We start from the raw sequence: 21,713 nt of genomic DNA on the forward strand, positions 1-21,713 counted from the left end.
TTTTTTTATTAGAAGTCAAAGAATTCCATTGCTTTCTTTAAGAGTAATTCCGTATATTCCGGATCGTCTTGAGCCGTTGTGACTTGTGACTGGACCATTTCAAGATCATCAGTTATCATGCCATCTGCGCCGAGGCGAACAGCTTTATCAAATGCCTCCGAACCATTTACGGTCCAAACATAGAGTCTCTGATCAGTTGTCCAGAGTTTATTGACAAAGTATTCATCCAAAGTTGAGTACTCCATAGTATAACCCGTTGCCTTGGTTCTTGGGAAGATACTGTTATAGGGGAGAATGAAGTAAACTGGAATTTCAGAATCATAAGTCAACACTTTATCAATCACATGGTAGTCTAGTGATTGCATCTGATGTCCATATTTCTTGATAGTCGCCCCATACTTTTCGAGGAAATGGTCCATCATTTGCGGACTATCTTTTTTACTGGTCTTAATCTCAATCAGCAATTTTTGGTTTAAAGCATTTGCTCGTTCTAAATAGACATCAAAGCTTGAAATCTTTGTTTGATAACCATTCTCGTAAATATCTGTATTTGTTAATTCATCCAGAGTCAAATCTTGCGGTGTAGCATTAATACCTGTTAAATTTTTGAGGTTGGCATCGTGCATCATCACGAACTGACCGTCTTTCGTTTCCTGAACATCCATTTCGATGAGATCTGGTTTTAGTTGAGCTGTTTTTTCTAAAGACTGCACAGTATTTTGAACACCGTTTTTATTACTTACTCCTCTGTGCGAAATCACTAAAGGTGTATTGGTATCCGGAGATTCCAGATAAACGTAGCCTTCTATCGCAAAGAAGATGCTTGCACACCCCATAACACCCCATCTCATCAGATGATCTTTCTTTCGCCTTGGCATGATCTCTAGCTCTTCTCCTGTCAGGAAGGAAACAAACTTCACTAGGAAATAAGTCAGAGTCATATAATGGAAATTTTTAATCAAGACAAAATTAATCACACCGAGAATCAAGGATTCTTTTTGAGTTAGATTATCCATCACTGCTTGCGCAAAAAGCAAGGGAATTAACAAACCAAAGAAGAAGAAATAGGTTTTAATGATAATGAGTAAAAGATGCCAAGAGAAGAAAAGAACGTTTTTCTTCGTCTTTTGGAGACTATATTTCACACTTTCTCTTACTGTCTTTCTTTCAAAGAGAATCTTAGGCAGGGCAAACATAAATCTGACAGAAATATAGAGTAAGATCCAAGCGGATGCTATGAAAATCAGTCCTACCAGCCAATGCTTACCTTCCCAATAATTCACAATAAAATCCGGGATAATAATTTTGTTGAGGTAATAGATTTTTAAGATCTTACGGATGAACGGGAAAAGCATAGCAATGTAAAAAAAGACAAAAGCCATCTTACAAAAGCTCAATCGCTTAACGAATAGAAAGCTCTGGTGAAATACTTTTCTACTGTACTCAATTAAAGTTCTCTTTTCATGATAGAGAAGGTGACGAGCCCCGATAAACAAAAGACAGATCTGGAAATAGGCAACCAGGAGATTGATTGCAATTAAGATAAGAAAGGCTAAACTGATAAAAGGCGAGCCTTGTATAATCGCCCAAAAGTTATTGTAGGAGATAAACAAGTAACCAGTTTGTCTCAGAAGCATGCCAGCAATCCATGAATTCAATGGTAGCCAGACAAACTCAACCATCATAAATATCAAGAAAAATAGAAATAAAATCTTATCTAGGTTATAGTATATCTTCCTAAAACCTAGCTTTTTAGGTTTTTCAGGTTTCATAGGCACTCCTAGTCTAAAAATTGGGATAAATCTAAGCCACCGAAAGGATTATTCATAGAAAAACTACTCTGGTCATCTATTAATAGCTTTCCTTCATCCGATTCCAAAAAAGCTTCGTAAACACGCGCCGTCATGCGGGCATCTTCTAAACTATTATGAGACTTCCCGTGAAATCCTAAAAAATTCGCTACAGTTTGCAATTTAAGATTGGCTATGCCGTGTAGATCAGAACTACGGCGTTCAAAAGCCTCCTCATATAGATCAACCTTATACTGGTCACGATAATCAATACCGTGCTCCAAGAGAATAGGCAAATCACTCTTAGCTGCATTGTAACCAACGATAGGTAAGTCACCAACAAATGCTTGAAAGTCCTTTAAAACTTGTTCTACCTTTGGCGCATCTTTCAAGGTTTCAGCTGTGATTCCAGTCAAACCATTGATAAAACTCTTTAAAGGGGCTGTAGTATAAACATAAGAATCAAAAGCAGCACTTTCTTGTCCATCTTGAAAGCGGACTGCCGATACTTGAATTAAATGGGTAACCCCCTCGTGTTGATTGAATTCCAAATCAAAGGAGATATAATCTCTTAATTTTTCCATTATTTACCTCAATTACTACCCAAACTAAACTATAAATAATAAAAGAAGCCATTAGGTTAGTGAGTAACCCAAACAGCTTCTTTATTTTCCTCCAAAAAGGCGAGCAAAAAAGCCTTTTTTGGTTGCTTGGACTTCTTCTTTTGCTTGGTCCAACTCGAGTTTCAAGGTTTCTTGATCCTTCATAGCTTGAAGAGTTAACTGTTGCTGTTGATCCAACTGTTTGTCCTTTTCTGCAATCTGACGGTCTTTGATGCGCATCTGCTCATCTTTTTCTGTCAACTGCTGGTCCTTGGCCTTGAGTTGCTCGTACAATCGAAGAATTTCAGCATTCTTCTCATCGACCAAGATTTCCATCAGTTCGCGTTGTTTGACATCATCACTGACTGGTTCATCTTCAAAAATCGTTTTTTTGTAGATTTCTTCTAGCTTGATTAAGCCACTTCGAGTAACTACAGTTACACCTTTGTCATTTTTTTTCGTGTCCTCTTCTGGAAGTTCTTTGACACGATTGTTGATTGCTTGACGAGATAATCCTAAGACCTCTGCAATCTCACTGACGGTCATTTCAATACTCATAATATCCTCTGAAACGTTTTCTAGCTTTTCTTTATTTAAATCTTATCATAAGCTAGATAAACTGTCAAATTTCCGCTTAATCCAAGGCCTTTAAAAAGGCTAGTAAGACTTGGGCAGAACGACGTCCAGCTTCAATGATAAACTCATCAAATGAGATAGAAGCTTCGTGATTGGCATTGTCACTCATAGCACGAATGACTAAGAAAGGTAGGCCAAGGGCCTGAGCCGCTTGAGCAATGGCTGCACCCTCCATTTCAACAGCTAAAACATCTGGAAAGTGGGATTTGATACTAGCAATCTTATCCTCCCCAGCTATAAAGCTATCTCCTGTAGCAATCAAGCCTAGATGCCAGGTCAGTTCTAACTGAGATAAGTTTTCTTTAATCCTAGCGATAAACTTCTTATCAGATTCAAAGTAAAGAGGTTGACCAGCCATTTGGCCATAAGCATAACCAAAAGCAGTCACATCCACATCATGGTAAGCTAGTCTATCTGCAATCACGACATCACCAACAGCAATCCCTTCGGCAAGAGCACCTGCTGATCCTGTATTGATGATAGCTTCTACCTGAAAATGGTCAGCTAGAATAGCTACACTCATAGCCGACATGACCTTCCCAATCCCACTCTGAACTAGAACGACTTCTGTATTGCCAACAGAGCCAGTGTAGTAAGTATTTCCGAGAATTTGGACTTCTTGAGGTTTATCCAAATTCTGAGTTAAATATACGAGTTCTTCTGGCATGGCAGCAATGATTCCAATTTTCATTTCAAGTCCTTTCAATTACAAGAGTTTCATCGCTAAAATTAACAAAATCAAAAGTAGGATGACTGCAAACAAGATACGATTGAGTTTCGAATTAAAAACATTTCTCTTGGTATTCTCAATGCGGCGACTCTTATGAATCGTTGGCTCTACTTCGATTGTTAAGGTATCTTGACTAAAACCGTGGTCTCTAGAGCGTGAATAACCAAAATGTTGTGAAGACGTTGGTAGGATCTTTGTTTCCTCATCATCTTGAAGAGGTGGTCCTGAGATTTTCTCACCTCGGTTGGCACGTTCAATCATTTCGTCTGTTAATAAAGGTTTTCCCATGGGTTTCTCCTCTATTTCTTTTGTAGTTCCCAGTACTGGATCGCCATAATGGTCTTGGCATCACAGATATGACCTGACTGGATCAGGTTCTTGGCTTCCTCTAGGCTTACTTCTAGGACTTCCAAGGTTTCATCATCATCTTGTGGGCGAGGATTTTCCACCTTGACCAAATCACTAGCGAGGTAGAGTTTTAGTTTTTCATTACAAAATCCAATCGCAGAATAAAAATCGTACAATAGTTCTAACTTAGCCGTGTAGGCAACTTCTTCTTCCAATTCACGAAGTGCCGCCGCCATTGGATCAGCATTTTCACCAAGTTCAAGTTTACCAGCAGGAATCTCATAAGAAACCGCCTCGATAGCCTTTCGGTATTGCTTAACGAGAACGATTTTGTCCTCAGCTGTCACAGCTAGTACACAAACAGCTCCATTGTGAAAAATCAAGTCACGTTGGGCAGTACCCTTTCCTTCTGGTAGTTCCACCTGATCTTGTACTAGTTTGAAAATAGGACCTTGATAGATTTCCTTCCGACTAATCGTTTTTTCTTCAAATTCCATGACAAACTCCTACTGGTTCTTGGGATGATGAGGTAAGCGTGTTGCGTACTCATCTTTGTTGACTTGTCGTCCACGGCCGATAGCAATGGCATCAGCAGGAACATTCTTGGTAATGGTTGATCCCGCTCCAACCAGAGAATTATCCCCAAGTTCTACAGGAGCAATAATAGTTGAGTTTGATCCAACAAAGACATTATTGCCAATGACAGTTTTGTATTTATTTTTGCCATCGTAGTTGACTGTAATAGTTCCCGCACCAAAATTAACGTTGCTACCCACTTCACAGTTTCCTATATAGGTCAAATGACCCGCCTTGGTATTTTCACCGATTGAAGATCCTTTTACTTCAACAAAGTTTCCAATGTGAACTTGGGAAGCTAAGCTTGAACCTGGACGGATATGGGCATAGGGGCCGACAGTTACGCCATCTGCAACTGTACTTTCCTCAATCATGGAGTTGGTAATCACGGCCCCAGCTCCAACGGTACTATCTACGATATAAGTTCCATTTGTTAAAATAGTCTCCGCACCAATCTTCGTTTGACCTTTCAAGGTAACGTTGGCTTCGATTTGGACTTCAGGTGCAATCTCGACATCAATATCAATGTAAGTTGCTTCAGGATTGACAAAGCTAACACCATTAACCATGTGCTTTTGATTGATACGACGACGCATCACTGCTTCCGCGGTCGCAAGAGCCACACGGTCATTTACCCCAAGACTTTCATCAAAATCCTTGAGAGTATAGGCCCCAACCTTCTCACCCACATTACGGAAAATACCAATCACGTCAGTAATATAGTACTCACCTTGGGCATTGTTGGTGTTGATGTTTTTAAGAGCTTCAAAAAGACGTTCATTGTCAAATACATAAGTTCCTGTATTGATTTCCTTGATTTGCTTTTCAAAGTCAGAGGCATCTTTTTGCTCAACAATACGAAGAACTTCTGCGTTATCGTTGCGGACAATTCGACCATATCCAAAAGGATCAGCTGCTTCAGCTGTTAAAATAGTTGCCACATTTTTGTGGTTGATATGGAAATCCAAGAGGTTTTTCAAACTTTCACCTGTGATCAGAGGAGTATCCCCAGCGATAACCAAGGTGTGGCCAGTACGATTTTGGAGAATAGGCTCCGCCATCATGACAGCATGCCCAGTTCCTAGTTGTTCTGATTGGGTAACAAAGTCTGTCTGACCTGCCAATACTTGCTCAACTAGCTCAGCCTTGTGACCAACTACAGTGACTGTTTTTTCAGGTTGAATAGCACCAACACTACGAAAAACATGTTCCAACATCGAAATTCCAGCTACTTTATGAAGTACCTTTGGAAGATCTGATTTCATGCGAGTACCTTTACCCGCTGCTAAAATAATGGCATAATTTGACATAATCTTCTCTTTTCTCTAGAAATTCCCTTATATTATACCATAATTTAGTTTCTTAGGAGTAAACAAACAGAGAAATAGGGAAAAGACGCCCATTTATTCACTTTTTTCGATGTTTTCTTTGTATTTTTTTTATCTATTTACGTTAAACTATTTAGATATGGGAAAAAAGATTCATCCAGCTATTATTTTTACTTTATTTACTATATTTATAGCTATTTTGATCCTCAATAGACCAACTTATGAAGACCATCCTGTCAAGTCAAAACCCAATGCAGTCCAGGTTGAAAATCAGGCCTTGCATAATCTTGACAAGCCTATCATTGATGTCTCTGGTTGGCAAAGACCTGAGGAAATCAACTACGATACCTTGTCTCAAAATATTTCTGGTGTTATTGTTCGTGTCCACAATGGGGCTCAGCATACTGAAACAAATAATGCCGCCCATGCCAATGGTGTCGATAAAGCCTATAAAAATCACATTTCAGAATTTCAAAAGCGGAATGTTCCAGTTGCTGTTTATGCCTATCTAGCTAGCCCCAGCAAGGAAGAAATGGAAAAAGCTGCTGAGGTTTTCTACAATGCTGCTTCTCCATACAACCCTAGTTACTACTGGCTTGATGTTGAAGAAAAAACAATGTCTGATATGAACGAAGGTGTTGAAGCTTTTCGAGCTAAACTAGAAGCTCTTGGCGCTAAAAATATCGGAATTTACATTGGTGTTTATTTCATGCAAGAGCATAGTATCAATACAGATAAGTTCTCTGCTGTCTGGATTCCATCTTATGGAACAGATTCAGGTTACTTTGAAACCACGCCTAATACTGATTTAGACTATGACCTCCATCAATATACTTCAAAAGGAAGAATTGCTGGATTTGAACATCATTTAGATATTAATCTCATTTCTACCTTGAAGGAAAAAGAAGAAACCTTCAGAAAACTATTTTTAAGACCATAAGACAAGTGAAAATTGCTCTCTTTTTCACTTGTTTTTTCATTTTCTTCTCGTCTGTGTTATAATTGATAGAATAGAGAAAGAATTTTATGAAGTTGAGGATTTTATGATGTTTTCATGGATTGCAAGAGTTATTAAAGGAATCGTCATCGCCTTAGGATTTATCCTACCCGGAATTTCTGGCGGTGTTTTAGCAGCTATTTTGGGAATTTACGAGCGAATGATTAGCTTTCTGGCTCATCCCTTTAAGGATTTTAAAGAGAATGTCCTATACTTTATCCCAGTAGCAATCGGGATGTTGCTAGGCATTGGTTTGTTTTCTTATCCAATCGAGTATCTGCTAGAAAATTACCAAGTCTATGTTTTATGGAGTTTTGCTGGAGCTATCATCGGTACAGTTCCTAGCCTCCTTAAAGAATCTACTCGAGAATCTGATCGTGACAAGATTGACCTAGTCTGGTTCTGGACTACCTTTATCCTTTCAGGCCTAGGACTCTACGCGCTAAACTTTGTTGTTGGTTCTCTCAGTGCTAGTTTCGCTAGTTTCATCTTAGCGGGTGCTCTTTTAGCTCTAGGTGTCTTGGTGCCTGGTTTAAGTCCGTCAAATCTACTCTTGATTTTAGGGCTGTACGCTCCAATGCTAACTGGTTTTAAGACCTTTGATTTATTCGGTACTTTTCTTCCTATCGGAATTGGTGCAGGTGCAACCCTCATCATTTTTTCAAAATTAATGGACCATGCCTTGAACAACTACCACTCCCGTGTTTATCACTTTATTATTGGAATTGTGCTATCAAGCACCCTCTTGATTTTGATTCCAAATGCTGGAAGTGCTGAAAGTATCCAATACACTGGACTTTCTATCGTGAGTTATGTTCTCATCGCCTTCTTCTTTGCACTTGGCATTTGGCTTGGTATCTGGATGAGTCAATTGGAGGATAAGTATAAATAATGGCAAAGAAAGTTAAGATTAAAAAAACCTTGGTCGAACAAATCTTGACCAAGGCGGGTATTGACCATACTGGTATTCAAATCAACGCGCTTGAGGGAGAACTTCCTTCGGAATATGATCGAACTCACATCTTTAAAACCTTGGCTCTATTAGGAGACAAAACGGGGCCAATCATCGGAATCGTTCCCATAACAGCACACCTCGCTGAGAAAAAACTAGCAAAGGTTTCTGGTAATAAAAAAGTAAGCATGATTCCTCAAAAAGACCTAGAAAAAACGACAGGCTATATTCATGGGGCTAATAACCCCGTCGGCATTCGCCAAAAACATAATTATCCCATTTTTATTGATCAGACTGCTTTGGATTTAGACAAAATGATTGTCTCTGCTGGAGAAGTCGGGCACAGTATCATCATCCGACCTCAAGACTTAGCCAGCTTTGTAAAAGCGGACTTTGCTGACATCTTGGAGGAAAACAACTGATGAAACTCTATTTTGTCCGTCATGGTCGGACTGTCTGGAATCTTGAAGGACGTTTTCAAGGTGCTAGCGGCGACTCTCCCCTTCTTCCAGAGTCCATTGACGTTTTAAAACAACTGGGGCAGTATCTCAAGGAAATTCCTTTTGATACGATTTATTCTAGTGATTTACCCAGAGCAGTTAAGTCTGCTGAAATTATCCAAAGTCAACTCCAGGCCCCTTGTCCTTTAAAAAGCATTCCTGACCTACGTGAATGGCAACTTGGAAAACTAGAGGGATTAAAAATCGCTACGCTCAATGCCATCTACCCACAACAAATCAAGGCCTTTCGCTCTAATCTGGCCCAGTTTGATACGAGGATGTTTGAAGCCGAATCTCTCTACTCTACGACTCAGCGTACTATTCGATTTATCAAATCTCTGAAAGAAAGTCCGGCTGAAAGAATTTTGATTGTCGGGCATGGGGCAAATCTCACTGCTAGTCTACGCACTCTATTAGGTTATAAAGAGGCTCACCTTCGCAAAGATGGGGGCTTGGCAAATGCTAGTCTGACAGTTTTAGAGACCAATGATTTTGAATCCTTCACTCTGGAAAGATGGAATGACACTTCCTATCAAAGAAAATAATGGAACTTGATCTTAATAGTCAAGTTCTTTTTAGTTTTCAAAGAATATCCGTGAATTTCTCTGCTATTTATGATAAAATGGGAGTATCGAAAAAAATGACTCATCGTATCAAATTTTGAGTAAAATTAGGAGGAACCCATGTCTACAGAACATATGGAAGAACTAAATGACCAGCAGATCGTTCGCCGTGAAAAAATGGCTGCGCTCCGTGAACAAGGAATCGATCCCTTCGGAAAACGTTTTGAACGTACTGCTAACTCTCAAGAACTAAAAGACAAATTTGCAGAACTTGATAAAGAACAATTACATGATTTAAACGAAACTGCTACTATCGCTGGACGTTTAGTAACTAAACGTGGAAAAGGAAAAGTTGGCTTTGCCCATCTTCAAGACCGAGAAGGTCAAATCCAGATCTACGTTCGTAAAGACGAAGTCGGTGAAGAAAACTACGAAATCTTTAAAAAGGCTGACCTCGGTGACTTCCTTGGTGTCGAAGGTGAAGTGATGCGTACAGATATGGGAGAACTTTCTATCAAGGCAACTCACATCACTCACTTGTCTAAAGCACTTCGCCCGCTTCCTGAGAAATTCCACGGTTTGACTGACGTTGAAACAATTTACCGTAAACGTTACCTTGACTTGATTTCTAACCGTGAAAGTTTTGAACGCTTTGTCACTCGTTCAAAAATCATCTCTGAAATCCGTCGTTATCTTGATCAAAAAGGTTTCCTTGAAGTGGAAACACCTGTTCTTCATAATGAGGCTGGTGGTGCTGCTGCTCGTCCATTTATCACTCACCACAATGCCCAAAACATTGACATGGTGCTCCGTATCGCGACTGAGCTTCACTTAAAACGTCTCATCGTTGGTGGTATGGAACGTGTCTATGAAATTGGCCGTATCTTCCGTAATGAAGGAATGGACGCCACTCATAACCCTGAGTTTACTTCTATCGAGGTTTACCAAGCTTATGCAGATTTCCAAGATATCATGGACTTGACGGAAGGTATCATCCAACACGCTGCTAAGGCAGTTAAGGGGGATGGTCCAGTAAACTATCAAGGGACTGAAATCAAAATCAACGAACCATTTAAACGTGTTCACATGGTAGATGCTATCAAGGAAATTACTGGTGTAGACTTCTGGCAAGACATGACTTTCGAGGAAGCTAAAGCTATCGCTGCTGAGAAGAAAGTTCCAGTTGAAAAACATTACACTGAAGTTGGTCACATCATCAATGCCTTCTTTGAAGAATTTGTTGAAGAAACCTTAATCCAACCAACTTTTGTCTACGGACATCCAGTAGCTGTGTCTCCACTCGCTAAGAAAAATCCTGAAGACGAACGCTTTACTGACCGTTTCGAGCTCTTTATCATGACTAAGGAATACGGTAATGCATTTACCGAGTTGAACGACCCAATCGATCAGCTTAGCCGTTTTGAAGCTCAAGCTAAAGCTAAAGAACTTGGTGATGATGAAGCAACAGGTATCGATTACGACTACATCGAGGCTCTTGAATACGGTATGCCACCAACAGGTGGTTTGGGTATCGGTATCGACCGTCTCTGCATGCTCCTCACTGATACAACTACTATCCGTGATGTATTGCTTTTCCCGACAATGAAATAAGCACTTATCCTCTGGTACTTGCCAGGGGATTTTCGATTCAAAAAGAGACTGAGAAAAACTCAATCTCTTTTCTTATTCTTGATTTTTAACTTGACTGGTGGCTACATCTTCCCCAAACCATTTCTGGCTGATTTCCTGGAATTTTCCTTCTTGGTATAGTGATACAAGGGCTTGATTCAGAGCAGCTAGCAAGGTTTTATCAGCAGGTCTAACACCCACTGCAAAAGCTTCACTTTCAAATCCAGCTGAAAAGACATTGTAGTCATTTAATATTCCTTCAGACTGGAGATAATAATTGGCATATACCCGGTCAATCAACAAGGCATCAATCCGATCATTTTTCAAATCAATCAAGGCTTCATTGAAACTTTGGTATTGATTAGCCTTCTGGTCTTTCACTCGATTCTTGAGTAGTTCGGGTTGTCCTTCAAAATTCAAATAGCCAGAAGATCCTGCCTGGGCCCCTAGAACTTTGTCAGTCATAGCCTGAATTGAGTGGATATTTTGAGACTTTTTAGAGACCAAAACTTGTTGATTTTCCATGTAAGGAATGGTAAAAGCAACCTTCTCTTTCCGTTCATCTGTAGCTGTATAGCCATTCCAGATGGCATCAATAGTACCGTTTTGTAGTTCGGTTTCTTTCATATCCCAGTCGATGGGTTGAAATTTAATCTTAATTCCTAGCTTTTCAGAGACAGCTTGGGCTAGGTCAATATCAAAGCCCGCATACTGGCCATTCTTTTCCTCAAATCCCATGGGAACAAAGGTATTGTCAAAGCCAATAGTAATGCTTCCCTGCTTTTGATATTTGGCCCAATTATCCTGATTTGGATCACTTGCCTTCTGCGTACAAGCCGTCAGGAAGAAGCTAAAGAACAGAGCAAGTACAAGGGCAATTTTCTTTCTCTTCATAGGCACCTCCTACTCCTACTTTGGATCAACCTTAAGGATCTGATCAGCAATGTTTTCCGCAAACTGAAGATCGTGGGTTACAACAATCTGAGTCATCCCACGCTCTTTATTTTGAAGGATAAGTTTTTCTACTTCTAATCGCAATTCTGGGTCTAAGGCTGATGTAGGCTCATCATATCCAATAATTTCTGGGTTTATCATCATGGCACGCGCTAAGGCCACCCGCTGTTTTTGCCCACCTGAAAGTGAGAATGGAAAGGCATCTGCGTGCCCAGCTAACCCAAGCTGTTCTAACAAACCACGCGCCTTCTTCTCAGCAACTTCCTTCTCCATGCTCATCGTTTTTATGGGCGACAGAGTTAAGTTATCTAGAACTGACAAATGCGGAAAGAGTTGAAAATCTTGGAAAACAAATCCAAGAAGATTGCGCTTTTCTAGTTCGTCTATAGCTAGCGATTCGCCGTTATAGTAGATTTCCCCAGAATCGATGGTTTCCAGTCCAGCTAGCATACGTAATAGGGTTGTCTTTCCGCCTCCTGATGGACCTACGATTGCGAGGATTTGCTTTTCAGGAATAGATAGGCTGAAGTTGGTTAAGATTTGTTTGCCAGCAAAGGCCTTGTTAATGTTTCGTAATTCTAACATAGCAATCCTCCTATCTGTAATAGCTGTACTTCTTCTCAAGTTTTTTCGCTACAATGGTTACAAGACCAATCATAATCAAATAAATCGCCCCGGCTAAGAACATAGGAACAAGACTAGCATCTCGATTGGCTGCTGTCCGACTTGCCAAAATCAAATCTGAAATCCCCAAAGCATAGACCAATGAAGTATCCTTGACCAAACTCATAATTTCATTAAAGACGCTCGGTAAGACAATCTTTGTCACTTGAGGAAGAATGATATAGCGAACTGTAGAAAAGGGGCTAAATTTTAACACTTTTGCGGCTTCATACTGCCCTTTGGGTATGGTTTCAATTCCACCACGAAAGATTTCAGCAAAGTAGGCTGCATAGTTCAATACAAAAGCAATCACAGCAGCAGGCAAACGATCTAAACGTATCCCAATGCTAGGGAGAACATAGTAAATAAAGATTAATTGCAAGAGCAAGGGAGTCCCTCGCATCACCCAAATATAAAGGTCAATTAGATAATGGAGGGGTTTCCAACGAACTTGCAAAGCAAAGGCAACGACAATACCTAAAGGAATTGAAAAAATTAAAACCAGAGCAAAGACCTGAAGAGTCATACTTGCACCGTTCAATAAACTTGGTAATATCTCAAACATATAAGACATACTGCACCTCCTAAAAATTATTGTTCCTATTATAGCATAAATAAACAATTTTGCAAGGTTTTTTGTAAAAAAATTCTATAATTCTTGAACTATACACTTTTATCTAAGAAATCCGTGCGAAATATCATCTTAAAAAATTAGAAGAATTATAAGGATTCTGGACGAAAATATAGGTTTAACTTCTAATTCTGAGAGAACAATAATAAAAATTTTTTTATCAAATATCTATAAAGATTTCATTGATACAGAACGCTGTTTTCTATCATTCACTTCATACCTCTAGAGATATAAAAAAGAACCACTTTATAAGAATAGTATCATTTCTACTATCCATACAAGTGGCTCTTTGATGATGCCATAGCAAAGGCATCAAAATTTTTCAACTAGATTATTTAACTTTTTTGAAACGGAATAAGAGAATGGAACCAAATGCAAGTACTACTCCTACAACAGTAAGCAACATAGTCATTTCAGATGTACCAGTATTTGGTAGTTCTTTATTTTCTTCTGGTTGTTTAGGTTTGTTATCAGAAGATCCCGGAGTCTCAGCAGCATAAGTATTTGTGAAGGTTGGATTATTACCTGTAACTGTTGCTACAAGTTGACCTTGACCATTGTCTGCAACTTTTACTGTTACTGTATAAGCATTTTTATCATAAGTTACACCAGTTTCACCACCATCTTTTTCAGTGATCGTGTATGTGTAAGTTCCTGCAGCAGTGTATTCAATCGCTGGGAAAGCAACTGTTCCGTCTGCAGCATTCTTAGCTGTAGCTACAAGTTTGTCGCCTTCTTTCAATTCAAATTCATATTTATCTGCCTCAAGAGTTTTACCATTTAGGACTTTTATAGCAGTAATTGAAGTTGTTGCAGATTTAACAGAATACGAATTTACAAAAACTTTATTGTCATATTTAACACTTGCAAACTTCTCACCATAAACATCTGTTACAGTAACTTCTGCGTTAATAGTCTTATCATCGTAAGCAAAACCTGGTTTTTGATCATTAACTTCTTTGATTTGATACTTATAAGTACCCACTGTAGAGAATTTAACGGCTTTAAATTTCACTTTGCTATCTTTATCATTCTTAACAGTTTCAACAACTAATCCGTTTGGATCAAGTAGTTGGAAGCTAAATTCTTCAGCAGCTAAGTCTTTTCCTTTTAACTGCTTAGAAACCTCAAATGAAACTTCTGTAGAGCGTGAACCTGAACTAATACCTTCAGTTGTAGTTAATGGTGCAAAACCTTCTACATCAAAGTTTTCAGTTGAAGTCGTAATTTTAACGTTATTGAAAGCTTTCTTTGTTGTATTATCAACTGGTGCGGTGATACGAGTCTTATAAACTACATACAAACCTTGGTTGGTTAGATCACCATTACCATTTGGAGTAATAGTGAAGTGATTAGAATCTTGAACAACAATGTGACTTGGATTCAAAAGAGGATGATGCTCATCCTTACCCCATTCAGTAAAGTAGTAACCTGTAATCTCACTAGCTAATACTTGTCCTTCAGGGATTGTATCTTGAATCGAAACACCTTCATAAGGATTAGCATATTTGTTTACGCGAATATACCAATTAATATAATTTGGATCGTTCGTATCTTGAACTCCCCATTTAGTAAATCCTGTTGGATCCTCATCTGGAACAATACGAGTCAAATTGTATACTCCTGCTCCAGGAATGTCGATTGGATAAGATTTATTGAGTTCAACATTATCAGCCCATACAACAGTAAATAAGGCCGAAATTTGTTTCTCTTCAGGTAAGTTAGCAAAATAATCTTCGTTACTTACCGTTACAGTCGCTGTATTTGCAGACTTATTTGTCGTTAATTCAGCAACCTTAGTGACTCCATCGTTACCAAAGATTTCAGTAGTTGAATCTGATTCAATTTTGAATTCATTTGGAACTTTATAAACCATAAAGTCACCATTCTTCAACGTTGTTGAGTTGTCGAATTTGTAAGTGGTTTGAAGGTAAAATTTCCCTTCACCATACTCTGCACCGTCAACTAACTTATTATTGTTAATTGTCGGTACTGTCGTTAGCGTATAGCTACTAGATGGTAGTTCAGCAGCTTTAACCACATTGCTAGTTCTTAGTACTGGGATAAATACTGAAGCTACTAACAATAGTGCCATGAATGCATGAGAAAGTTTTTTATTAATCTTTTTCACAACATTTGCCTCCTTTATTTTTGGGGATAGATTCCCCTATTTATTATTATATATTCTTATATAAATTTGTCAAGTATTTCATAGTAGTTCGATGTTCAAATCATACCTTTAAACTCTTATTTTATAGGGTGTAGCAGGCTTTCATCGTTCAAAACTTCATCTAAATTAGCTATAAGAAATTCTAACATTTATATTATATTAGTAAAAAAAAGACCTATGAGGTCTTTCAAATCATTCATTTAAAGTCATTCGTTTCTGTTAACAAGATTTTACAAAAATCAGAAATCCTTAAAGTGTTTCTAAGAGTTCTTGCATCTGAACATCATCTGGAATGAGTTTTAAATAAGCTTCAGCTTGCACTTTGGCTTCTTCAAAATACCCCAATTCACGCAAAAGATAAGTATACTGCTCCAGAAATTCAGGATTATCCTTGAGATCAAGCGATAGTTCCTGATAGAACTCATAGGCCTTATCTAAATCCTCAATTTCCTGATAAGAACGGGCAATCATCCACTTGGTCAGGAGGTTTTCAGGTTCTTGACTTTGGAGAGCGATGATATCTTCGTACCGCTCTTGTTCCATATAAATGGTTGCAAGGCGAAGAAATATTTCTTCTGTATCCTCTGCATCTTCTTTTGCAGTAAGGAGAAACTGCTCAGCACCACTAGGATCATGCAATTCATACGAAAACTGTGAAGCAGCTAGCAAGAGCCGAGTTTCAAATGGATTTTTCTCCAAACCTTGTTTAACGATACGAAGGGCCTCTTCCACCTGATGTTCCTTGTGCAATGCTTGACTATAACCATATTCATATCCTTCAAAATCAGGTGAAATGGTATCAATTTGCTTAAAGTAAAGAACAGATTTTTGATACTCTTCTTGGTCAAAGTAAAGGCTAGCCAGTTCAAAGGCAGTTTGGTCATCGTATTCTAATTCTAAAGCTTTTTCTAAGAATTCTGTTGCAGCTTCAAACTTACCTAACTGGGCATAAGCATAGCCAATTCGTTGATAAGTTGAGACACCCGTTTGCTCATAGATAGAGCGATTGTCTAATTGAGCATACCCCTGAATAGCTTCCTGATAATTCCCTAGCTCGCTATCCAACTCAGCCAAACCAAAAACTAATAAGGTATCATCTGAGTAATTTAAGGCTTCCAGTAACTTTTCACGCGCTACATCTGTCAATCCTTCCAATTGATAGAGGTCAGCCTTCAAGGCCAAGGCCGACACGTACCAGTCACTTTCGGGTGTGATTTCCTCAAGGTAAGCAAAAGCTTCCTCAACATTGCCATCCTCACTAGCAATGCTTGCTAAATTCAGATTCACTTCTGGAAATTCTGTAACGATTTTTTGGTAAATTTCTTTAGCTTGAGGATAAAAGCCAATTCCCTCTAAATAGCTTGCTAGTTCGTAAAGAACTTCACTTGAATCTGTTTCGAGGGCTTTGTGAAAATAATGATCTGCTTTGGTTAAATCCTGTTCATCCAAAGCCTGGAGCATGCGTTGACTATTGTTCACTCTTGATTTCCTCCCCTTCTTCTTCATACAGACCGCTGACTTTTTTATACCAGTTAAAGATAGCTGAAATAACGACCTTGGCAGAGGCATAGACAGGGATTCCCAGCAAGACTCCCCAAATACCAAACATAGAACCTGAAGTTAGGAGAACAAAGAGGACATTGATTGGATGGATGTTTAGCTGACTACCTAAAATAAGCGGAGAAACGAAGCGACCTTCAATCGTTTGTTCAATAATAAAGACAATAATTACTTTCAAAAGCATGACAGGGCCCGCTATTAAGCCCAAAACCAGAGCAGGCAACATCGCTAGAAAACTACCCAAGTAAGGTACTAGATTGAGGATACCAGCCGTAATACCAAGAGTCACAGCATATCTGAGACCAATAATCTTAAAGAAGATAATAAACATAATTGCCACGATAATAGCAACTGTAACCTGCCCTCTAACGTAGTTTGATAACTGTTTATTAACATCTGACAAAACTTGTCCGACAGGTTCTTTTAACTTGTTTGGGATGAATTTAGTCAGGTAATCTCGCAAGCCTTTTCCATCACGCAAGAGATAGAAGAGCATAAAGGGTACGATAATGACCGCTACAATCACCTGAGAAACGCTACTGATAAAGGCGCTAACCCAGTTAACAGCTTGAGAAGAGATTTTGCTGGCCCACATGGTCGCCTCACTAGAAACATTGGAAAGAACCTGCTCCAACTGTGGTCTAAAATCATCTGGCAAGCGTTTGGTTACAAGGTCATTGATCACCTTATCAGCATCTTCCAGGTATGTCGGCACATTCTTCGCAAAATTTAAGACTTGACGTTGCAGATTAGGAATTGCGACTGCCAATCCCCAAATGATAAAAAGTCCAATAATGACAAAAACTATACTGATAGCAAGAACACGATTGATCTTGTGTTTCTCCATCCAGTCAACAATCGGATTGAGGAGATAATAAAGTAAACCAGATAAAATAACTGGCAACATGACAACTCCTAGAAAATCCAAAACCGGTAAAAAGATAAAACTAATCTTACTTAGAATAAAAATGTTTAGCCCCAGTAACAAGGTTACTAAAAATACAGTGATGGCTTTATTATCTAAAAACCACTTAAAAAACCAAGATAGGCTAAAATGTTTCTCTTTATGTTCCATAAATACATCCTTTCTGTCATTCACTCATTATACCATTTTTAGACTAAAATAACTCTTTTTTAAAGTGCTTACATGGATGAATCTAGTGCTTCATGACTGCCAATTTTGTGGTATAATGAACTTATCATTATTAAGAGGTATGGACATGAAAGAAACTGTTTATTTTGGAACTTACACTCGTCGCTTATCTAAAGGGATTTACAAGGCAGATTTTGATACAGAAACAGGCCAGCTTGCAAATCTTGAACTTTTTGCTGCTGAACCAAGTCCAACCTACCTTGCCTTTGACCAGCAGAAACACTTATACACTGTAGGGAGCCAGGATGGCTTAGGTGGAATCGCTGCTTACAAGACTGATGGTACTTTGCTAAATCATGTGGTTGAAGAAGGCGCCCCCCATTGTTATGTGGCAGTGGATGAAAAGCGTGGTCTCGTTTATGGGGCCAACTATCATAAGGGTCAAGTTCTGGTTTATAAACGTCAAACGGATGGTAACCTCATCCAAACAGATCTAGATCAGCATAGTGGACAAGGTCCTCATGAAAACCAAGCTTCCCCACATGTACACTTTACGGATCTAACACCTGACCAGTACCTTGTCACATGTGATCTAGGAACAGATGAGGTAACAACCTATGATGTTAGCTTAGAGGGAAAACTAAATAAACTCTACACTTATCACAGCCAAGCTGGAGCAGGGGCTCGCCACATCGTTTTCCACCACCACTATAAGATTGCCTATCTCATCTGCGAACTTAATAGCACTATAGAGGTCTTGATTTATGATGGAGTTGGTGAATTTGAACGCATGCAAGTTATTTCAACCTTACCAGATGGATACGAAGGCTTTAATGCTACTGCTGCCATTCGTCTTTCAAAAGATGGCAAATACCTCTATGCATCCAACCGAGGTCATGATTCCATTGCAGTCTATACAATCCTCGCTGATGGTAGCTTGGAATTATTAGAGATTGTACCAAGTCATGGTAAAAATCCACGTGATTTCGACCTAACTCCTGATCAAGAGTTTCTCATTGCTGTTCATCAAGATTCTGATAACGCAACCGTCTTTAAGCGCAATCCTAAAAGTGGTCGTCTTGCAGAGCTTTCTAACGACTTCCATGTCCCTGAAGCAGTCTGCATCAACTTTCCACATTAAAAAAAATAGAACTTGAGTTTCAAGTTATTTTTTTATAGTCTATTTCCGACATTGATACGGTTGATAGCACGTTGCAATGCGATTTTTGCACGACGCTCTTGGTCAATCAAATGCTTGTCATGGGCTTCTTCGATTTCTCGTTCAGCTCGAAGTTTCGCACGTTCTGCACGACTGATGTCAATATCACGAGCACGCTCTGCAGAGTCTGCTACAATAGTAATGATATCATTAGCAATCTCGATAATTCCTCCGTTCACTGCAATCCAGTTCACATGAGTATCATCATCGATACGTTTTACCTTCACTTCATCAACCGCTAAAACCGCAATCATATTTTCATGTCGTGGCAAGATCCCCATCTCACCATCCAGAGTTCGTACCGATACAAAGCTGGCATGGTGATCATAGACGAGGCCATCTGGTGTCACGATCTGGACAGTTAAATGAGCCATAGATCACCTCTTAAAATCCCATTTTCTCTGCCTTAGCAATGACGTCTTCGATTGAACCGACACCACGGAAGGCATCTTCTGGTAACTGGTCGTGTTTTCCTTCAAGGATTTCCTTAAAGCCACGAACTGTTTCCGCTACTGGTACATAAGAACCAGGTTGACCAGTAAATTGTTCTGCAACGTTAAAGTTTTGAGACAAGAAGAACTGGATACGACGGGCACGTGCAACCAAGGTCTTTTCTTCATCAGAAAGTTCATCCATACCAAGGATAGCAATGATATCTTGCAATTCATGGTAACGTTGAAGAACACGTTTAACCTCAGCAGCAACTGCGTAGTGCTCCTCACCAACAATCTCAGGTGCCAAGGCACGAGAGCTTGAAGCCAACGGATCAACGGCTGGGTAGATACCCAACTGTACCAACTTACGTTCCAAGTTTGTAGTTGAATCCAAGTGAGCGAAGGCTGTTGCCGGCGCAGGGTCAGTATAGTCATCCGCAGGCACGTAGATAGCCTGGATTGAGGTTACAGAACCCTTCTTGGTTGATGTGATACGTTCTTGCAATTGACCCATTTCTGTAGCAAGGGTTGGTTGGTAACCAACGGCTGAAGGCATACGACCCAAAAGGGCAGATACTTCTGAACCAGCTTGAGTGAAACGGAAGATATTGTCGATAAAGAGAAGCACATCTTGGCCTTCTACATCACGGAAGTATTCGGCGATTGTCAAACCAGTAAGGGCAACACGCATACGGGCTCCTGGTGGTTCATTCATCTGACCAAATACCATGGCTGTTTTCTCGATAACGCCTGATTCTTTCATTTCCCAGTAAAGGTCATTCCCTTCACGAGTACGTTCCCCAACACCAGTAAATACTGAAATACCACCGTGTTCTTGGGCAATGTTGTGAATCAATTCTTGGATCAAGACAGTTTTACCAACTCCGGCACCACCGAAGAGTCCAACTTTACCACCTTTAAGGTATGGGGCAAGAAGGTCGATAACCTTGATCCCTGTTTCTAAGATTTCAGATGAGGTAGACAATTCATCAAAAGTTGGAGCTTTCTTATGAATTGGCTGACGCTCAGCGTCTTCAGCGAAAGGAGCATCCAAGTCAATGGTATCTCCCAAAACATTGAAGACACGTCCCAAAGTTTCTTTACCTACTGGTACAGAGATTGGACGGCCTGTGTCCAAAACTTCCATTCCACGAGTCAAACCATCTGTTGATTCCATGGCGATCGTACGGACCATACCATCACCCAACTCCAAGGCTACTTCAAGGACGATTTTTGTTTTTCTTTCGTCATTTTTGTAGACGACAAGTGCATTATTAATCTCAGGAAGTGTTTCCCCTGCTGCAAACAAAACATCTACAACGGGTCCGATAACCTGAGCAATTTTACCTGAACTCATCTCCTTCTCCTATTCTATATAAGATACTGTCGGTTCCTAGTTTACCTAGGGCCTAAGTTCATTTTGATACGTACAAGGGGTAAAGTCTTATTCTAAGGCACTAGCCCCCGCCACGATTTCTGTAATTTCTTGTGTAATCGCCGCCTGTCTGGCACGGTTATACTGGATTGTCAAATCATTGATGACCTTTTTGGCATTATCGGTCGCCGTTTGCATAGCTGTCATACCTGCAGCATTTTCAGCTGTCTTGGCATCGATAATAGCCCCGTAAATCATACTTTCGGCATACTGTGGCAACAACTGCTCTAGAATTTCATCACGGCTCGTTTCCAACTCAAAGGTCAAACTATACTCTTCATCAGCTTCATTTGGATCCAAGTCAACAATCGGCAGCATTTGCTCCACACGCATTTGACTTGTGAGAGTATTGACATGATGGTTGTAGCAGACATACAATTCATCAAAAAGTTCGTTTTGGTACATCTCAATCGTTTTTGAAATAATTTTACGAACTTCATCAAAACTAGGTTGATCTGCCAAGCCACGTAGTTCATAGATTGGCTGAATACCACGAGCCTTAAAGAAATCAGCTCCCATACCACCGATACAGATTATCTCAAAACCTTTACCATCTGGATGGTATTCTTCTTTCAACTCCATAACGGCTTTAAGGATGGAAGCATTATAACCTCCAACCAAACCACGGTCTGAAGTGATAACGATATAGCCTGTTTTCTTAACTGGGCGACTGATGAGCATCGGATTGGTTGAACCACCAGATCCGTTACCATGCAAAATATCCGTTAAAAGCTTACGAACTTTCTGAGCGTAAACTTGGAAGTTGCGCGCTGCTTCTTCAGAGCGACCTAACTTGGCAGCCGATACCATTTGCATAGCATTAGTGATTTGACTCGTATTTTTGGTTGAGGCGATTTTTGTTTTAATATCATTTAGAGATACTGCCATCTGAAACCTCTATTC

General features: G+C 39.6%; 22 protein-coding genes. 6 read left to right on the top strand and 16 right to left on the bottom strand.

Annotated elements, in window-relative coordinates; translation table 11 throughout:
• Positions 1-8: 8 nt before the first annotated feature.
• The 7 genes from SOR_RS05370 to glmU form a co-directional block, all read right to left on the bottom strand.
• Complete coding sequence (locus SOR_RS05370; protein WP_000801713.1) at positions 9-1,772, bottom strand: glycerophosphoryl diester phosphodiesterase membrane domain-containing protein; 1,764 nt, start codon at positions 1,770-1,772, stop codon at positions 9-11.
• A gap of 8 nt (positions 1,773-1,780) precedes the next feature.
• Positions 1,781-2,374, bottom strand: a complete 594-nt coding sequence (locus tag SOR_RS05375) for a 3'-5' exonuclease (protein ID WP_000413636.1) — start codon at positions 2,372-2,374, stop codon at positions 1,781-1,783.
• Between the two features lie 81 nt (positions 2,375-2,455).
• A complete protein-coding gene (gene rocS / locus SOR_RS05380) occupies positions 2,456-2,950 on the bottom strand; it encodes a chromosome segregation protein RocS (protein ID WP_000021250.1) in 495 nt (164 codons plus the stop codon).
• Positions 2,951-3,026: 76 nt separating this feature from the next.
• Positions 3,027-3,719 (bottom strand): 5'-methylthioadenosine/adenosylhomocysteine nucleosidase, encoded by a 693-nt coding sequence (locus tag SOR_RS05385; protein ID WP_000689809.1) that lies wholly within the window; start codon positions 3,717-3,719, stop codon positions 3,027-3,029.
• Positions 3,720-3,734: 15 nt separating this feature from the next.
• The gene (gene macP, locus SOR_RS05390; RefSeq protein WP_000517872.1) at positions 3,735-4,046 is read right to left on the bottom strand and encodes a cell wall synthase accessory phosphoprotein MacP; all 312 of its coding nucleotides are present in this window, start codon (positions 4,044-4,046) and stop codon (positions 3,735-3,737) included.
• Between the two features lie 11 nt (positions 4,047-4,057).
• On the bottom strand, positions 4,058-4,603 hold the full coding sequence (locus SOR_RS05395) for an NUDIX hydrolase (RefSeq protein WP_000393795.1): 546 nt from the start codon (positions 4,601-4,603) through the stop codon (positions 4,058-4,060).
• A 9-nt stretch (positions 4,604-4,612) separates the two neighbouring features.
• The gene (gene glmU, locus SOR_RS05400) at positions 4,613-5,992 is read right to left on the bottom strand and encodes a bifunctional UDP-N-acetylglucosamine diphosphorylase/glucosamine-1-phosphate N-acetyltransferase GlmU (protein ID WP_000073756.1); all 1,380 of its coding nucleotides are present in this window, start codon (positions 5,990-5,992) and stop codon (positions 4,613-4,615) included.
• A gap of 157 nt (positions 5,993-6,149) precedes the next feature.
• Between glmU and SOR_RS05405 the strand changes: the two genes are divergently transcribed.
• From SOR_RS05405 to lysS, 5 genes are all read left to right on the top strand, one after another.
• Positions 6,150-6,950 carry a glycoside hydrolase family 25 protein gene (locus SOR_RS05405; RefSeq protein ID WP_013670234.1) on the top strand — a complete coding sequence of 267 codons (801 nt, stop codon included), beginning with the start codon at positions 6,150-6,152 and terminating at the stop codon, positions 6,948-6,950.
• A gap of 106 nt (positions 6,951-7,056) precedes the next feature.
• Positions 7,057-7,899, top strand: a complete 843-nt coding sequence (locus SOR_RS05410) for a DUF368 domain-containing protein (protein ID WP_013670235.1) — start codon at positions 7,057-7,059, stop codon at positions 7,897-7,899.
• Positions 7,899-8,381 (top strand): aminoacyl-tRNA deacylase, encoded by a 483-nt coding sequence (locus tag SOR_RS05415; protein WP_001085906.1) that lies wholly within the window; start codon positions 7,899-7,901, stop codon positions 8,379-8,381. The genes SOR_RS05410 and SOR_RS05415 overlap by 1 nt, the downstream gene beginning before the upstream one ends.
• Positions 8,381-9,004 carry a histidine phosphatase family protein gene (locus SOR_RS05420; RefSeq protein ID WP_000780823.1) on the top strand — a complete coding sequence of 208 codons (624 nt, stop codon included), beginning with the start codon at positions 8,381-8,383 and terminating at the stop codon, positions 9,002-9,004. Before SOR_RS05415 ends, SOR_RS05420 begins: the two co-directional genes overlap by 1 nt.
• 138 nt (positions 9,005-9,142) lie before the next feature.
• Positions 9,143-10,633 carry a lysine--tRNA ligase gene (lysS, locus tag SOR_RS05425; RefSeq protein WP_000102431.1) on the top strand — a complete coding sequence of 497 codons (1,491 nt, stop codon included), beginning with the start codon at positions 9,143-9,145 and terminating at the stop codon, positions 10,631-10,633.
• A 72-nt stretch (positions 10,634-10,705) separates the two neighbouring features.
• Here the strand turns inward: lysS and SOR_RS05430 are convergent, their stop codons facing one another.
• The 6 genes from SOR_RS05430 to SOR_RS05455 all read right to left on the bottom strand — a co-directional run bounded on the left by SOR_RS05430 (position 10,706) and on the right by SOR_RS05455 (position 17,704).
• On the bottom strand, positions 10,706-11,545 hold the full coding sequence (locus tag SOR_RS05430; protein ID WP_000823411.1) for an amino acid ABC transporter substrate-binding protein: 840 nt from the start codon (positions 11,543-11,545) through the stop codon (positions 10,706-10,708).
• Positions 11,546-11,560: 15 nt separating this feature from the next.
• Positions 11,561-12,190, bottom strand: coding sequence for an amino acid ABC transporter ATP-binding protein (locus SOR_RS05435; RefSeq protein WP_000891736.1), 630 nt, complete (start codon positions 12,188-12,190; stop codon positions 11,561-11,563).
• Positions 12,191-12,200: 10 nt separating this feature from the next.
• Positions 12,201-12,842 carry an amino acid ABC transporter permease gene (locus SOR_RS05440; protein ID WP_000121157.1) on the bottom strand — a complete coding sequence of 214 codons (642 nt, stop codon included), beginning with the start codon at positions 12,840-12,842 and terminating at the stop codon, positions 12,201-12,203.
• Between the two features lie 388 nt (positions 12,843-13,230).
• Positions 13,231-15,030 (bottom strand): Spy0128 family protein, encoded by a 1,800-nt coding sequence (locus tag SOR_RS05445; RefSeq protein WP_000723548.1) that lies wholly within the window; start codon positions 15,028-15,030, stop codon positions 13,231-13,233.
• Positions 15,031-15,318: 288 nt separating this feature from the next.
• Complete coding sequence (locus SOR_RS05450; protein ID WP_001065975.1) at positions 15,319-16,548, bottom strand: tetratricopeptide repeat protein; 1,230 nt, start codon at positions 16,546-16,548, stop codon at positions 15,319-15,321.
• Entirely contained in the window at positions 16,538-17,704 is a 1,167-nt protein-coding gene (locus SOR_RS05455) for an AI-2E family transporter (RefSeq protein ID WP_013670236.1), read from the bottom strand. Before SOR_RS05455 ends, SOR_RS05450 begins: the two co-directional genes overlap by 11 nt.
• 145 nt (positions 17,705-17,849) lie before the next feature.
• On the opposite strand from SOR_RS05455, the gene SOR_RS05460 reads away from it, so the two are divergent.
• A complete protein-coding gene (locus tag SOR_RS05460; RefSeq protein ID WP_000665597.1) occupies positions 17,850-18,863 on the top strand; it encodes a lactonase family protein in 1,014 nt (337 codons plus the stop codon).
• A gap of 32 nt (positions 18,864-18,895) precedes the next feature.
• Here the strand turns inward: SOR_RS05460 and SOR_RS05465 are convergent, their stop codons facing one another.
• From SOR_RS05465 to SOR_RS05475, 3 genes are all read right to left on the bottom strand, one after another.
• A complete protein-coding gene (locus SOR_RS05465; RefSeq protein ID WP_000940836.1) occupies positions 18,896-19,315 on the bottom strand; it encodes a F0F1 ATP synthase subunit epsilon in 420 nt (139 codons plus the stop codon).
• A 10-nt stretch (positions 19,316-19,325) separates the two neighbouring features.
• The gene (gene atpD / locus SOR_RS05470) at positions 19,326-20,732 is read right to left on the bottom strand and encodes a F0F1 ATP synthase subunit beta (protein ID WP_000094372.1); all 1,407 of its coding nucleotides are present in this window, start codon (positions 20,730-20,732) and stop codon (positions 19,326-19,328) included.
• An 87-nt stretch (positions 20,733-20,819) separates the two neighbouring features.
• Positions 20,820-21,698: a F0F1 ATP synthase subunit gamma gene (locus tag SOR_RS05475; protein ID WP_000301230.1), complete on the bottom strand. Its 879-nt coding sequence runs from the start codon at positions 21,696-21,698 to the stop codon at positions 20,820-20,822.
• Between the last annotated feature and the right edge of the window lie 15 nt (positions 21,699-21,713).

This window comes from Streptococcus oralis Uo5, assembly GCF_000253155.1.
GTDB lineage: Bacteria > Bacillota > Bacilli > Lactobacillales > Streptococcaceae > Streptococcus > Streptococcus oralis_L.

Excerpts from the sequence above, each read along its gene's own strand:
- SOR_RS05370 (WP_000801713.1), bottom strand. The coding sequence starts at position 1,772 with ATGAAACCTGAAAAACCTAAAAAGCTAGGTTTTAGGAAGATATACTAT.
- SOR_RS05375 (WP_000413636.1), bottom strand. The coding sequence starts at position 2,374 with ATGGAAAAATTAAGAGATTATATCTCCTTTGATTTGGAATTCAATCAA.
- rocS (WP_000021250.1), bottom strand. The coding sequence starts at position 2,950 with ATGAGTATTGAAATGACCGTCAGTGAGATTGCAGAGGTCTTAGGATTA.
- SOR_RS05385 (WP_000689809.1), bottom strand. The coding sequence starts at position 3,719 with ATGAAAATTGGAATCATTGCTGCCATGCCAGAAGAACTCGTATATTTA.
- macP (WP_000517872.1), bottom strand. The coding sequence starts at position 4,046 with ATGGGAAAACCTTTATTAACAGACGAAATGATTGAACGTGCCAACCGA.
- SOR_RS05395 (WP_000393795.1), bottom strand. The coding sequence starts at position 4,603 with ATGGAATTTGAAGAAAAAACGATTAGTCGGAAGGAAATCTATCAAGGT.
- glmU (WP_000073756.1), bottom strand. The coding sequence starts at position 5,992 with ATGTCAAATTATGCCATTATTTTAGCAGCGGGTAAAGGTACTCGCATG.
- SOR_RS05405 (WP_013670234.1), top strand. The coding sequence starts at position 6,150 with ATGGGAAAAAAGATTCATCCAGCTATTATTTTTACTTTATTTACTATA.
- SOR_RS05410 (WP_013670235.1), top strand. The coding sequence starts at position 7,057 with ATGTTTTCATGGATTGCAAGAGTTATTAAAGGAATCGTCATCGCCTTA.
- SOR_RS05415 (WP_001085906.1), top strand. The coding sequence starts at position 7,899 with ATGGCAAAGAAAGTTAAGATTAAAAAAACCTTGGTCGAACAAATCTTG.
- SOR_RS05420 (WP_000780823.1), top strand. The coding sequence starts at position 8,381 with ATGAAACTCTATTTTGTCCGTCATGGTCGGACTGTCTGGAATCTTGAA.
- lysS (WP_000102431.1), top strand. The coding sequence starts at position 9,143 with ATGTCTACAGAACATATGGAAGAACTAAATGACCAGCAGATCGTTCGC.
- SOR_RS05430 (WP_000823411.1), bottom strand. The coding sequence starts at position 11,545 with ATGAAGAGAAAGAAAATTGCCCTTGTACTTGCTCTGTTCTTTAGCTTC.
- SOR_RS05435 (WP_000891736.1), bottom strand. The coding sequence starts at position 12,190 with ATGTTAGAATTACGAAACATTAACAAGGCCTTTGCTGGCAAACAAATC.
- SOR_RS05440 (WP_000121157.1), bottom strand. The coding sequence starts at position 12,842 with ATGTCTTATATGTTTGAGATATTACCAAGTTTATTGAACGGTGCAAGT.
- SOR_RS05455 (WP_013670236.1), bottom strand. The coding sequence starts at position 17,704 with ATGGAACATAAAGAGAAACATTTTAGCCTATCTTGGTTTTTTAAGTGG.
- SOR_RS05460 (WP_000665597.1), top strand. The coding sequence starts at position 17,850 with ATGAAAGAAACTGTTTATTTTGGAACTTACACTCGTCGCTTATCTAAA.
- SOR_RS05465 (WP_000940836.1), bottom strand. The coding sequence starts at position 19,315 with ATGGCTCATTTAACTGTCCAGATCGTGACACCAGATGGCCTCGTCTAT.
- atpD (WP_000094372.1), bottom strand. The coding sequence starts at position 20,732 with ATGAGTTCAGGTAAAATTGCTCAGGTTATCGGACCCGTTGTAGATGTT.
- SOR_RS05475 (WP_000301230.1), bottom strand. The coding sequence starts at position 21,698 with ATGGCAGTATCTCTAAATGATATTAAAACAAAAATCGCCTCAACCAAA.